General features: G+C 69.5%; 10 protein-coding genes and 1 pseudogene. 3 read left to right on the top strand and 8 right to left on the bottom strand.

Annotation, left to right across the window (positions count from 1 at the left end):
* Nucleotide 1: 1 nt before the first annotated feature.
* From ACLBW1_RS13435 to ACLBW1_RS13425, 3 genes and pseudogenes are all read left to right on the top strand, one after another.
* Complete coding sequence (locus ACLBW1_RS13435) at nt 2-532, top strand: CinA family protein (RefSeq protein ID WP_447812346.1); 531 nt, start codon at nt 2-4, stop codon at nt 530-532.
* Nucleotides 529-1,352, top strand: a pseudogene (gene nadE, locus ACLBW1_RS13430) (ammonia-dependent NAD(+) synthetase). Before ACLBW1_RS13435 ends, nadE begins: the two are co-directional and overlap by 4 nt.
* Nucleotides 1,343-2,554 carry a glycosyltransferase gene (locus ACLBW1_RS13425; protein ID WP_447812345.1) on the top strand — a complete coding sequence of 404 codons (1,212 nt, stop codon included), beginning with the start codon at nt 1,343-1,345 and terminating at the stop codon, nt 2,552-2,554. The pseudogene nadE and the gene ACLBW1_RS13425 overlap by 10 nt, the downstream one beginning before the upstream one ends.
* On the opposite strand, the gene ACLBW1_RS13420 is transcribed toward ACLBW1_RS13425, so the two are convergent.
* From ACLBW1_RS13420 to ACLBW1_RS13385, 8 genes are read right to left on the bottom strand one after another with little or no spacing between them, the layout of a single operon-like run.
* Nucleotides 2,517-3,122, bottom strand: a complete 606-nt coding sequence (locus ACLBW1_RS13420; protein WP_447812344.1) for a TetR/AcrR family transcriptional regulator — start codon at nt 3,120-3,122, stop codon at nt 2,517-2,519. The two genes, ACLBW1_RS13425 and ACLBW1_RS13420, sit on opposite strands and share 38 nt — an antisense overlap.
* Nucleotides 3,119-3,907: an enoyl-CoA hydratase family protein gene (locus tag ACLBW1_RS13415; protein ID WP_447812343.1), complete on the bottom strand. Its 789-nt coding sequence runs from the start codon at nt 3,905-3,907 to the stop codon at nt 3,119-3,121. Before ACLBW1_RS13415 ends, ACLBW1_RS13420 begins: the two co-directional genes overlap by 4 nt.
* Nucleotides 3,908-3,912: 5 nt before the next feature.
* On the bottom strand, nt 3,913-5,112 hold the full coding sequence (locus ACLBW1_RS13410) for an acyl-CoA dehydrogenase family protein (protein ID WP_447812342.1): 1,200 nt from the start codon (nt 5,110-5,112) through the stop codon (nt 3,913-3,915).
* On the bottom strand, nt 5,109-7,172 hold the full coding sequence (locus ACLBW1_RS13405) for an ATP-binding protein (protein WP_447812341.1): 2,064 nt from the start codon (nt 7,170-7,172) through the stop codon (nt 5,109-5,111). The genes ACLBW1_RS13410 and ACLBW1_RS13405 overlap by 4 nt, the downstream gene beginning before the upstream one ends.
* An 8-nt stretch (nt 7,173-7,180) precedes the next feature.
* Nucleotides 7,181-8,779, bottom strand: coding sequence for an acyl-CoA carboxylase subunit beta (locus ACLBW1_RS13400; protein ID WP_447812340.1), 1,599 nt, complete (start codon nt 8,777-8,779; stop codon nt 7,181-7,183).
* A 13-nt stretch (nt 8,780-8,792) separates the two neighbouring features.
* Nucleotides 8,793-9,953, bottom strand: coding sequence for an acyl-CoA dehydrogenase family protein (locus tag ACLBW1_RS13395; RefSeq protein WP_447812339.1), 1,161 nt, complete (start codon nt 9,951-9,953; stop codon nt 8,793-8,795).
* Entirely contained in the window at nt 9,954-11,672 is a 1,719-nt protein-coding gene (locus ACLBW1_RS13390) for an acyclic terpene utilization AtuA family protein (protein ID WP_447812338.1), read from the bottom strand.
* Nucleotides 11,672-12,481, bottom strand: coding sequence for a TIGR03084 family metal-binding protein (locus ACLBW1_RS13385; RefSeq protein ID WP_447812337.1), 810 nt, complete (start codon nt 12,479-12,481; stop codon nt 11,672-11,674). Before ACLBW1_RS13385 ends, ACLBW1_RS13390 begins: the two co-directional genes overlap by 1 nt.
* Nucleotides 12,482-12,523: the final 42 nt, after the last annotated feature.

Genomic DNA, 12,523 nt, shown 5'->3' with positions numbered 1-12,523 from the left:
CATGACCGTTGACCCCGATGACCGACTGCCCACCGACGACGACATCGGCGACCTCTGCGAGGAGATCGCCTCCCTGGCCGACGAGGGTCGCATGACGATCGCCACGGCGGAGTCGCTCACCGCAGGCAACATCGCCACACATCTGGGCCGGGCGACGTCGTCGGGTGACTGGTACCGCGGTGGCGTGATTGCCTACCGCGCCGAGGTCAAACACTCGCTGCTGAAGGTGCCCGACGGCCCGGTGGTCACCGAGCCGGCGGCCCGCGCGATGGCCCGCACGACCGCCGAACTGTTCGGCGCCGACATCGCCGTCGCGGTCACCGGTGAGGGCGGCCCGCAGACGCAGGAGGACGTGCCCGCGGGCACCGTCTGTTTCGGACTGTTCGACCGGGGTTCGGTTCACACTGCGCAACGCGTCTTCGAGGGTGACCCACCCGACGTGCTCGCCGCGACCGTCGACGCAGGCCTGCACTTCCTGCTCGACCATCTGCGCGATGCCACGAGCACCACCGACGCCGGGAGTCGACCGTGACCGGCCTCCGGGAGTCCATCATCGATGAGCTGCATGTGAGAACGACGATCGACCCGGGATCCGAGGTGGAGCGGCGCGTGGCCTTTCTCGTCGACTACGTCCGTGCCTCCGGCACCCGTGGGTTCACGCTCGGCATCAGCGGCGGCCAGGACAGCACCCTCGCGGGTCGGCTCTGTCGACTCGCCGTCGATCTGCTCGCCGCCGACGGGATCGACGCGGAGTTCGTCGGGGTGCGCCTGCCCTATCGCGAGCAGTCCGACGCCTCGGATGTCGACATCGCGCTCGACTTCATCGCACCCACCACGGTGACGGGGGTCGACATCCCCCCGCCGTCGACGCCGGTTCCGGTGCCGTCGCGGGAGGTCTCGGTGTGGACCGCCTCTCGGATCTGGTGCGTGGCAACGTCAAGGCCCGCGAACGGATGATCGCCCAGTACGCCATCGCCGGGGAGCGTGGTCTGCTGGTGGTCGGGACCGACCACGCCGCCGAGGCGGTCACAGGGTTCTTCACCAAACACGGCGACGGCGCCGCCGACGTGACCCCGCTGACCGGGCTCACCAAGGGACAGGGTGCCGATCTGCTACGAACTCTGGGCGCCCCGGAGAGCACCTGGAGCAAGGTGCCGACCGCGGACCTCGAGGACGACCGCCCGGCGTTGCCAGACGAGGAGGCGCTGGGAGTCGGCTACCGCGACATCGACGCGTACCTGGAGGGTCGTGAGGTGCCGGCCGCAGCGGCGGAGACGATCGAGGCGGCCTACCTGCGCACACGACACAAACGCCACCCCCCGGTGGCGCCCGCTGATGACTGGTGGCGCTGACCGCCCCGCGACGCCGCGGCGGCCCCAATTTAGTACGGCTAAGCTTCGACCTCATGCGGATCCTGTTCTCGTCGCTCGAGGCCTACGGCCACACCTTTCCGCTCATCCCGTTGGCGCTCGCCGCGCAACGCGCGGGCCACACCGTGCACTGGGCGGTCGGGGAACGCATGCATCCGGTGTTGGCCGAGCAGGGGTTCACGCCGTGGACGGCGGGGATGTCGATCCGTGCCGCGTTCGAACAGGTGGTCTCCGAGGACGCGTCGGTGGACTCCACCGAAGCGGTCAAGGCCGACACCGCAGCCCACCGTGAACTGGTGCGACGGGCGTTCACCGAGATCATCCCGCGGGCGTTCGAAGCGGATCTCGCGCCGGTGATCGACCGGTTCGCGCCAGAGTTGATCGTCGCCGAGTCGGCGTGCATCGGTGCCGTGACCGCTGCGCGATCCGCGGGCATCGGGGTGATCGCGCACGGTTTCGGCCGCGGGTTCCCCTTCGATCACGACACCCCCGAGGTGACCCTGCTCGACATCTGCCCGCCATCGCTGCAGGAACCCGAGGTGCTGTCCCGTCCCGGACGGGTACCGTTGCGTCCCATCGCCTTTGCCGCCGACGGTCCGCTGCCCTCGATCGTCACCGACGCCGACGATCACCGGCCGCTCGTCTATGTCACCCTGGGCACCGAGTTCGGCGATGCCCGCGTGCTCGCCGAGGTCGCCTCGGGGATCGCGTCGCTGGGGGCGCGTGTCCTCGTCGCCCTCGGTCCGTCGGTGCCCGTCGACGCGCTGGGCCCGCTGCCCGAGGGGATCGCCGTGGAGTCGTGGGTGCCACAGGCCGCGGTGCTCCCGCACGCGTCGGCCATCGTGCACCACGGGGGGTCGGGCACCACACTGGCGGCTCTGGCCGCGGGACTCCCCCAGCTGCTCCTACCGCAGGGCGCCGATCAGTTCGACAACGCGGCCGCACTCGTCGCCGCGGGCCTCGGAACCCGACTGGTCGGATCGCGCGCCCACCCGGCATCGATCCGTACCGCCGTCGGCGATCTGCTGGCACCGGCGAGTGCCACGGCGCAGCGACGCCGTGCCGTGGTGGACGAGATCACGTCGATGCCGTCGCCGGACACGATCGTGGCCGACCTGGACGGTCTCGCGACACGAGGCCTGGAGATCAGTTCAATGCCGCGGCAAGGACTTCCGACCAGGTAGCGACGACCTGTTTACGGCGGGCCGAGTCGTCGGAGAGGGTGTCGGCCAGGCCGAGGCCACGGGCCATGTCGAGGGTGGCCTGGACCAGTCGATGCACGTGCGGCGGCGCGTCGACACCGGCCAACGCCTCGACGGTCATGCGGTGTGCCGCACTGCCGAACCGCTGCTCCAACGGCAGGATCAACTCGCGCAGCGCATCATCGGACGCCGCCGCACTCCAGACCTGCAGTGCCGCCTTGAAATGGAGACCGGTGTAGATGTCGACGGCGCGGGTCACGAGGGCCTCGACTCGTCCCGGTCCGTCGGGGAGGGTGTCGTCGACCGCCGACGCACGCGTGGTCAACTCCGCGAACGTCGCGTCCAGGGCAGCGGTGATGAGGCTCTCCCGCGTCGGGAAGTGGTGCTGCGCAGCCCCTCTCGACACCCCGGCACGCTCGGCCACCGCGGCGACCGTGGTCGTCGCCCACCCCTCGGCCGCCAACATGTCGATCGTCGCGTCGAGCAGTCGCTGCCGCGTCGCCCGTGACCGGCTCTGCTGTGGCGTCCGGACGACAACGGCCTCGGTCACCCCGACACCCACGACGGTGCACGCTTGCCGAGGAACGCCGACATGCCCTCGCGCGCCTCGTCGGAGGCGAACAGGTCCGCAGATTCGGTGCGTCGCTGATCGGCGTAACGCTCGAACAGTTCGGTCACCACGCTGTTGACGACCTTCTTCGACTCCCGAAGTCCCTGCGGCGATGCCTTCGCGATGTCGGCGGTCAACCGTTCGACCGTCGCTGTCACAGCGTCGGATTCAGCCTCGGCGATGGTCACCAGACCCATGTCGGCGGCCTCGCGCGGCCCGAACTTCTCCCCGGTCAGGAAGTAGCGACTCGCGGCACGCGAATCCACCCTCGGCAGCAGGGTCAGAGAGATCATCGACGGCGCCAGCCCCAACCGCGCCTCGGTCAGCGCGAACGTGGTCGCGGGTCCGACGACCACGATGTCGCAGGCTCCCACGATCCCGAGTCCACCGGCACGTACGTGACCGTCGATCCTCGCGATCACGGGTTTCGTCGAGGTGATGATCGCCCGGAGGATGGCGATCATCGCCTCGGTGCCGGCCGCCGACGCCTCCTGCGGCGAGAGCCCCGACGACATGGCCGCCGCGAGATCGGCTCCCGCACAGAAGGTCCCACCGGTGTGGGTGAGCACCACCGAACGCACCGAGGGATCGGTGTCGACCGCCGCGAGATGATCGCGCAGTTGCCCTGTCAGCGCCGGCGACAACGCGTTGCGGTTGCCCGGCGAGTCCAGGGTGATGGTCGCGACGCCGTCGGAATCGGCTCGCGTGACGACGATCTCGGACACGGTGATCAGTACGACTTGGGCAGGCCGAGGCTGGTCTGCGCCACGAAGTTGAGCACCATCTCGCGACTCACCGGGGCCACCCGGGCGACACGACACAGGTTCAGCAGCGGCGCGATGCCGTACTCGGTCGACAACCCGTTGCCGCCCATCGACTGCACCGCCTGATCGACGATCTTCACGCACGCCTCCGCGGCGGCGTACTTGCTCATGTTGGCCGGCTCCGCGGCACCCCAGTCGTCACCTGCGTCGTACATGGTGGCGGCCTTCTGCATCATGAGCTTCGCCATCTCGAGCTCGATCTTGCCCTGCGCCAACGGATGTGCGATCGCCTGGTGCGCGCCGATGGGGGTCTTCCACACCGTGCGGTTGTTGACGTAGTCGACGGCCTTGCCGAGGGCGAACCGGGCCATACCGATCGCCGACGCCGCCGCCATGATGCGCTCAGGGTTGAGTCCGGCGAAGAGCTGCCCCAGTGCGGCGTCCTCCGAGCCGACGAGCGCATCCGACGGCAGTCGCACGTCGTCGAGGAACAGCTGGAACTGCTTCTCGGGGTTGATCAGTTCCATCGCGATCTGCTTGTACTCGAAGTTCGGCGCGTCGGTCGGCACGATGAACAGGGCAGGCTTCAGCTTGCCGGTCTTCGCGTCCTCGGTCCGCGCGACGATGAGCACCGCGTCGGCCTGATCGACCCCGGAGATCCACACCTTGCGGCCGGTCAGCAGCCAGTCGGAGCCGTCACGGCGTGCGGTGGTGGTGATCTGGTGCGAGTTCGATCCCGCCTCGGGTTCGGTGATGCCGAACGCCATGGTGATCGACCCGTCGGACAGGCCGGGCAGCCAGCGCTGCCTCTGGTCGTCGGTGCCGAAGCGGGCGATGATGTTGCCGCAGATGGCCGGCGAGACCACCATCATCAGCAGCCCGACGCCCGATGCCGACATCTCCTCCATCACGATGGCGAGCTCGTACATCCCCGCGCCACCGCCGCCGTACTCCTCGGGCAGGTTCACGCCGAGGAAGCCGAGCTGACCTGCCTCACGCCACAGTTCGTCGGTTTTCTTGCCGGTCCGGGCGCACTCCATGAAGTATTCCTGGCCGTACCGCTTGGCCAGCGCCGCCACCGAGGCACGCAGCGCGGCGCGCTCGGCGGTCTCCACGAACGGGTTGACGGGCGCGGCATCGGTGGGTGCGTCTGCGAATGTGGTCATGGGGTCTCCTTCGGGTCGGACGGTTCGATACTGCCTGATGCGTCGTGTGCGCGGTCGCCGATCACGGCCAGCACATCGCCCACGGCGAGTTGTTGCCCGGCGGCCACGGCAAGTTCGGTGACGACCCCGTCGGACGGGGCTGCCACGGTGTGTTCCATCTTCATCGCCTCCAGCCACAGCAGCGGCTGGCCCTGGGTCACCTCGTCGCCGACGGCCACGGCGATGCGGATCACCGATCCCGGCATGGGCGCGAGCAGGGAGCCCGGTGCGCCCACCGCCGACGGGTCGACGAAGCGGGGTCGGGCGACGAGTGTGACCGACGACGAGTCGGAGTCGACGAACCACACCGTGCGCCGCTGCGGGTCGATGTACCGGGCGATGGCGAAGCGTGTTCGCACACCGTCGATCTCGAGGGTCACCGTGGTCGCGTCGGCGCCGACGACCGTCACGGTCGGGTCGTCGGGCAGGTCGACACCGGTTCGGGTGAACCGGTGTCGCACCTCGATGTCGGCGTCGGCAGCTGCGTCGGCGGGATCGACGAAACGCTTCACCGCGTGCTGGGAGAAGAGGTTGCGCCACCCCGCCGCGACCGCGGGTTGCACCGACGCCCCGTCACGGTTGATCCGTGCCGCGGCCAGCGTGGCGGCGATCGCCGCGTGGCGAACCGCGGTGCCGTCGGCACGGGGCCGTGCCAGTACGTCGAGACCGATCGCGTCGATGAACCCGGTGTCGGTGTCTCCGCCGAGGAACTGCGGATGCCGCAGGATCGTCACCAGCAGGTCGCGGTTCGTCCCCGGACCGTGCACGCGGGCGCGTCCCAGCGCCCCGGCGAGCATGGCGCTCGCACGGCGGCGATCCGGGGCCCAGCTGATCACCTTGGCGACCATGGGGTCGTAGAACACCGAGATCTCGCTGCCCGACTCGATACCGGAGTCGACACGCACACCCGGGCGCGACAGCGGACCGAACCGGACGTCGGCCGGGAGGTCGAGTGAGAACACGGTGCCCGACTGCGGCGCCCATCCGTTGGCCGGGTCCTCGGCGTAGAGACGCGCCTCGATGGCGTGACCGGTGGTGGGCGGGGGCGCGTCGCCGAGCCGTTCCCCGTCGGCGATGCGGATCTGCCACTCCACGAGGTCGAGCCCGGTGGTCGCCTCGGTGACCGGATGCTCGACCTGCAGGCGGGTGTTGGTCTCGAGGAAGTAGAACCGTCCGGTGCCGTCGGCGAGGAACTCGACGGTGCCGGCACCGACGTAGCCGATGGCGGTCGCCGCCTGACGGGCGGCGTCGTAGAGCCGGGCCCGCAGATCGCCGCCGATCCGTTCCACGAGCGGCGCCGGTGCCTCCTCGATGATCTTCTGGTGCCGGCGCTGGATGGAACACTCGCGTTCGCCGACCGCCCACACCCGGCCGTGCGTGTCGGCGAGGATCTGCACCTCGATGTGGTGACCGCGTTCGACGTAGGGCTCGCAGAACACCGTGTCGTCGCCGAACGCCGAGGCGGCCTCGCGCGCGGCCGCGGTGAGTTCGCCTGTCAACGAATCGATCTCGCGAACGATGCGCATGCCGCGTCCGCCACCACCGGCCGAGGCCTTGATGAGCACGGGGAGGTCGGACGGACCGAGGGTCTCGGGGTCGAGATCACCGAGAACAGGGACACCCGAGCCCGCCATGATCTCCTTGGCGTTCACCTTCGACCCCATGGCGGCGATCGATTCCGGCGGCGGCCCGATCCAGGTGAGTCCGGCGTCGATCACCGCGCTCGCGAAAGCCGCGTTCTCGGAGAGGAATCCGTACCCGGGGTGGACGGCGTCGGCGCCGGCCGCGAGGGCGGCGGCGATGATCGCCGAACCGTCGAGATAGGTCTGCGCCGAGGTCTCCCCCGGCAACCGCACCGCGCGATCGGCGGCAGCGACGTGAGGGGCGTCGGCATCGGGGTCGGAGAAGACCGCGACCGTCGACAGACCCATACGCGCGCATGTGGCGAACACGCGTCGGGCGATCTCGCCGCGGTTGGCGACGAGCACCGACGTGATGGGGCGTGCGGTGGGAGTGGTCATGGCGGCGCTCACATCCGGAAGACGCCGAAGTTCGACGTCCCCTCGACCGGCGCGGAGTCGATGGCCGACAACGCGATTCCCAGGATCGTGCGGGTGTCGCGGGGATCGATGACCCCGTCGTCGTAGAGCATGCCCGAGAGGAACGCGGGCACCGACTGCGCCTCGATCTGTGCCTCGATCATCGCTCTCATCCCCTTGTCGGCCTCCTCGTCGACGACACCGCCGCGAGCCTCCGTCGCCGCCCGCGACACCATCGAGATGACGCCGGAGAGCTGCGCGGCACCCATCACGGCCGATTTCGCACTGGGCCAGGCGAACAGGAAACGGGGATTGAACGCCCGCCCGCACATGCCGTAGTGGCCGGCGCCGTAGCTCGCACCCACCAACAGCGAGATGTGCGGCACGGTGGAGTTCGACACGGCGTTGATCATCATCGAGCCGTGTTTGATGATGCCGCCCTGTTCGTACTCCTTGCCGACCATGTAGCCGGTGGTGTTGTGCAGGAACAGCAACGGCGTGTTCGAGCGATTCGCCAGCTGGATGAACTGGGTGGCCTTCTGCGCCTCGGCGGAGAACAGCACGCCCTGGGCGTTGGCGAGGATGCCGACAGGGTAGCCGTGCACACGGGCCCATCCGGTGCACAGCGACGAGCCGTACTCGGCCTTGAACTCGTCGAAGTCGCTGTCGTCGACCACCCGCGCGATCACCTCGCGCGGATCGAACGGGATCTTCAGATCGCCGGGCACGATGCCGACGAGTTCGGAGGCGTCGTGACGGGGTTCGATCGGCGCGGCGACCGGCCCCGGGCCGGCCTTGCGCCAGTTGAGCCGCCCCACGATGCGCCGACCGATACGGATGGCGTCCTGTTCGTCGCGAGCGAAGTAGTCGGCCAGCCCGGACTGACGGGCATGCATGCCCGCACCGCCGAGCGACTCGTCGTCGCTGTCCTCACCGGTGGCCATCTTCACCAACGGCGGCCCACCGAGGAACACCTTCGACTGGTTCTCGATCATGACGACGTGGTCGGACATACCCGGCACGTAGGCGCCGCCGGCGGTGGAGTTGCCGAACACCAGCGCGATGGTGGGGATGCCCGCCGCCGACAGCTGGGTGAGGTCACGGAACATGCGCCCGCCGGGGATGAACACGTCCTTCTGCGTCGGCAGGTCGGCGCCACCGGATTCGACCAGCGAGATGCACGGCAGACGGTTCTCCATGGCGATCTCGTTGGCGCGGAACCCCTTGCGCAGGGTCCACGGGTTGGAGGTGCCGCCGCGCACGGTCGGGTCGTTGGCGACGATCATGCACTCGACACCCGCGACCACGCCGATACCGGTGATGATCGAGGCACCGACCTGGAACTCCGACCCGTACGCGGCGAGCGGGCACAGCTCGAGGAACGCGCTGTCCTCGTCGATGAGCATCTCGATGCGTTCGCGGGCGAGCATCTTGCCGCGCTCGTGATGGCGGGCGACCTTCTTGGCGCCCCCACCCTCCAGCGCGGTCGCGAACTCCGCCTCCAGCTCGGCGAGTTTGGTCTCCATCGTCGCCGCGGCGTCGACGTACCCGGGGTCGGCGGGATCGAGCGCGGTACGCAGTGCGGTCATGCCTTGCTGCCCTTCATGCCTGGTATCCGAGTCGTTTCGCGGCGAGGCCGGTGAGGATCTCGGTGGTACCGCCGCCGATGCCGATGATGCGCATGTCGCGGTACTGCCGCTCGATCTCCGATTCGGCCATGTAACCGAGGCCACCGAACAGCTGCATCGCCTTGTTGGCGACCCACTCGCCGGCCTCGACGGCGGTGTTCTTGGCGAAGCACACCTCGGCGATGAGGTCGTCGGTGCTATTCACTTTCCGGTCGACCACCGCGCGGGTGTAGGTGCGGGCGATGTCGATGCGGCGTGCCATCTCGGTGACGCTGTCCTGCACCGACTGTCGGGCGATGAGCGGTTTGCCGAAGGTCTCGCGGGTGCGGACCCACTCGAGGGTGATGTCGAGGCACCGTTGGGCGCTGGCGTAGGCCTGCGTGGCGAGCCCTGCGCGTTCGGTGACGAACGCGGCGGCGATCTGGGTGAACCCGCTGTTCTCGACGCCCACCAGGTTGGCCACCGGCACGCGGGCGTCGACGAAGCTGAGTTCGGCGGTGTCCGAGCAGCGCCAGCCCATCTTGTCGAGCTTGCGGCTGACGGAGAATCCCGGTGTGTCGGTGTCGATCACCAGCAGGGAGACACCACCGGCACCGGGACCACCGGTGCGGACCGCGGTCACGATGAAGTCGGCGCGGACCGCAGAGGTGATGTAGGTCTTCGCTCCGTTGACCACGAAGTGATCGCCGTCGCGCACGGCCTTCGTCGTCAGGTGCCCGACGTCGCTGCCACCGCCGGGCTCGGTGATGGCCAGGCTGCCGATCTTCTCCCCCGCCAACGTCGGTCGCACCCAGCGGTCGATCTGGTCGGGATCACCGGCGGCGATCAGGTGGGGCAGAGCGATGCCGTGGGTGAACAGCGAGGCGTAGATGCCGCCGGCCGCACCGCGTTCGTGCAACACCTCGCCGGCGATGGTCGCGTCGACGAGGTCACCGCCCGATCCACCCACGGACTCGGGGAAGCCGACACCCAGCAGACCGAGCTTGGCCGCCTCGAGATGCAATTCGCGCGGGATGAGTCCCTCACGCTCCCAGTCGTTCTGGAACGGCAGGATGTGACGTTCGACGAATCCGGCAACCGTGCTACGCAACTCGCGGCGTTCCGGGGTCTCCCAGGCGGGTGTCGCAAGACTCATTCAGATGACCTCGAATCGATCGGGGATGTCGACCACGCGGGCGCGCAGCCATTCGCCGAGACCCTTGCCCTGCGGGTCGAAGCGGACGTTGTCGGCGACGCCGCGACCGAGGATCTCCTCGATCACGAAGTTCACCGCGAGCAGGTTCGGCAGGCGGTACCGGGCGATCCGCAGGTGCTCGGTCTCGGGGAGCAGCCGGCGTAGTTCCTCGACGGTGAGGGTCTGCTCGAGCCACGCGTAGTGCTCCGGATCGCGCACCCACACACCGATGTTGGCGCTGCCACCCTTGTCGCCACTGCGTGCGCCGGCGATCAGGCCGAGGGGCGCCGGGGTGGTGGGACCCCAGTCGCCGACCGGTGACGGCGTCTCAGGTGCATCCGGGATCGACGGGCCGCGCAGCGGACTCGGCTCGATCACCGTCACCGAGCCGTCGGGCAGCGTCACCCGGTGGGTGACGGCGTCGGCGGGGACGTACCCCGGCTCGAACACGCCGTAAGGGCTGCCCTTGCCGGGCGGGGTGGTCATGGTGAACCCGGGGTAACTCGCCAACGCGAGTTCGACCGCGGCGGCCGAGAAGTGGCGCCCGACGACGTCGGCGTCGCGGCTCTTGCCGATGACCCGCAGCAGCGCGCTCGACTGCGCCTCGGTGGCACCGTCGGCGCGATCGGTGCGCGACAGCTCCCAGGTGAGGGTCTCGGGTTTCGTCGCCAACGACGATTCGAACTGTTCGGTGACGAGGCGCGCCTTGGCGTCGATGTCGAGGCCGGTGAGCACCATCGTGACCTCGTTGCGGAAGCCGGCGAGCATGTTCAGCGACACCTTCAGCGTGTCGGGCGGGGCCTCGCCGCGCACGCCGCTGATACGGACGCGGTCGGTGCCGACCTGTTCGAGCGAGATCGAGTCCATACGCGTGGTGACATCCGGCCCGAGGTACCGGGGACCGGTGATCTCGTAGAGCAGCTGCGCGGTGACGGTCCCGACGGTGACCGCTCCCCCGGTTCCGGGGTGCTTGGTGATCACCGAACTCCCGTCGGCGGCGATCTCGGCGATGGGGAACCCCGGTCGCGACAGGTCGTCGATCTCGGTGAAGAAGGCGTAGTTGCCGCCGGTGGCCTGCGTGCCGCACTCGATGACGTGCCCGGCGGCGACTGCGCCGGCGAGGGCGTCGAGATCGTCGTGGCGCCAACCGAAGTGGCTCGCGGCGGGACCGACCGCCAGCGATGCGTCGGTGATGCGTCCGGTGACGACGATGTCGGCGCCGGCGTCGAGTGCCGCGGCGATGCCGAAGGCCCCGAGGTAGGCGTTGGCGGTCAGCGGTGTACCGAGGCCGAGTTCGTCGGCGCGGTCGACGAGGTCGTCGCCGTCGACGTGGGCGATCGCCACCGTCACACCGAGGTCGGCGGCGAGTTCGCCGAGGTCGGCGGCCAATCCCTTCGGGTTGAGTCCGCCGGCGTTGGCGACGATCCGGACTCCGCGTTCCTGCGCGAGGGCGAGGCACTCCCGCATCTGTCGCAGGAACGTCGAGGCGTAGCCGCGGGAGGGGTCGCGCAGCCGGTCGCGGCCCAGGATGAGCATCGTCAGTTCGGCGAGGTAGTCACCGGTGAGGAAGTCGAGGCCACCGCCGTCGAGCATCTCGCGCATCGCCGAGAAGCGGTCGCCGTAGAAGCCCGAGGCGTTACCGATCCGTACCGGTGCGACGGCGCCGTCGTGGGTGGTCATCACTGTCCTGCCGTCGGGGTGGAGCCGAGCGGTGCGCGGCCGGTACCGGGCGCGCCGGCGAAACACTGTGCGATCTGGGCCCATTCGGCTGCATCAGGGCCGGTGACGACCAGGTCGAGATCGGCTGCGGCCCGGCGTTGGGTGACCAGGCGACAGAAGTCCTCGGCGGTCCCGGTCACGCGGTTGTCGGCATCGGGCGGGCCCCACTCCCAGGTGTCGCCGCCGTCGGGTGCGGTGAGTTCGACGCGCAGCGGCGTGGTCGGTGGGGTGCGCCCGTGGAGGATGTAGGCGAAATCCCTGGTGCGGACCCCGATGTGGGCGACGTTGCGCAGCCGCGACGTCGCCGGGCGGGCCACGCCGAGGGTGTCGGCGACATCGAGTCCGTGGGCCCAGGTCTCCATGATCCGGGCGGTGGCCATCGACGCCGCGGACATCGGCGGCCCGAACCATGCGAGCTTCGTGCCGTCAGGGACCGACACGAGCGCCTCGCCCACCGCGGCGCGGCCCTCGCGCCACCGCGCGAGCAGTTCGGCCGGCGGGATCTGCGCGGCCTCGACGGCGGCGTCGTCGACGAAGTTCGCCGGGTTGTTCGCGGCGACGACGAGCATGTCGCCGAAGCCGTCCGGATCGGTCGCCGACAGCGTCGCCATCCGGTCGGTCCACCAGAGGTGGCCGATCTGATGGGCGATGGTCCAGCCCTCGGCCGGGGTCGGAGTCGCCCAGTCGGCGGCGTCGAGGCCGGCGACCAGATCGTCCAGCGACGCGGCCTCCGCGGTCATGTCGGCCACGAGGTCGTGCACAACGCTCATGCGTCGAGGGTCACAGCTGTCGGAATAAAAAGCAAGCACGCT

The sequence above is a fragment of the Williamsia sp. M5A3_1d genome, assembly GCF_053345315.1.
This window is presented reverse-complemented; position numbering and strand designations above follow the sequence as displayed.

What these genes read in the sequence shown, in the direction of transcription:
- ACLBW1_RS13390 (WP_447812338.1), bottom strand. Translation starts at nt 11,672, where the DNA reads ATGACCACCCACGACGGCGCCGTCGCACCGGTACGGATCGGTAACGCC.
- ACLBW1_RS13410 (WP_447812342.1), bottom strand. Translation starts at nt 5,112, where the DNA reads ATGACCACATTCGCAGACGCACCCACCGATGCCGCGCCCGTCAACCCG.
- ACLBW1_RS13435 (WP_447812346.1), top strand. Translation starts at nt 2, where the DNA reads ATGACCGTTGACCCCGATGACCGACTGCCCACCGACGACGACATCGGC.
- ACLBW1_RS13405 (WP_447812341.1), bottom strand. Translation starts at nt 7,172, where the DNA reads ATGACCACTCCCACCGCACGCCCCATCACGTCGGTGCTCGTCGCCAAC.
- ACLBW1_RS13385 (WP_447812337.1), bottom strand. Translation starts at nt 12,481, where the DNA reads ATGAGCGTTGTGCACGACCTCGTGGCCGACATGACCGCGGAGGCCGCG.
- ACLBW1_RS13400 (WP_447812340.1), bottom strand. Translation starts at nt 8,779, where the DNA reads ATGACCGCACTGCGTACCGCGCTCGATCCCGCCGACCCCGGGTACGTC.
- ACLBW1_RS13395 (WP_447812339.1), bottom strand. Translation starts at nt 9,953, where the DNA reads ATGAGTCTTGCGACACCCGCCTGGGAGACCCCGGAACGCCGCGAGTTG.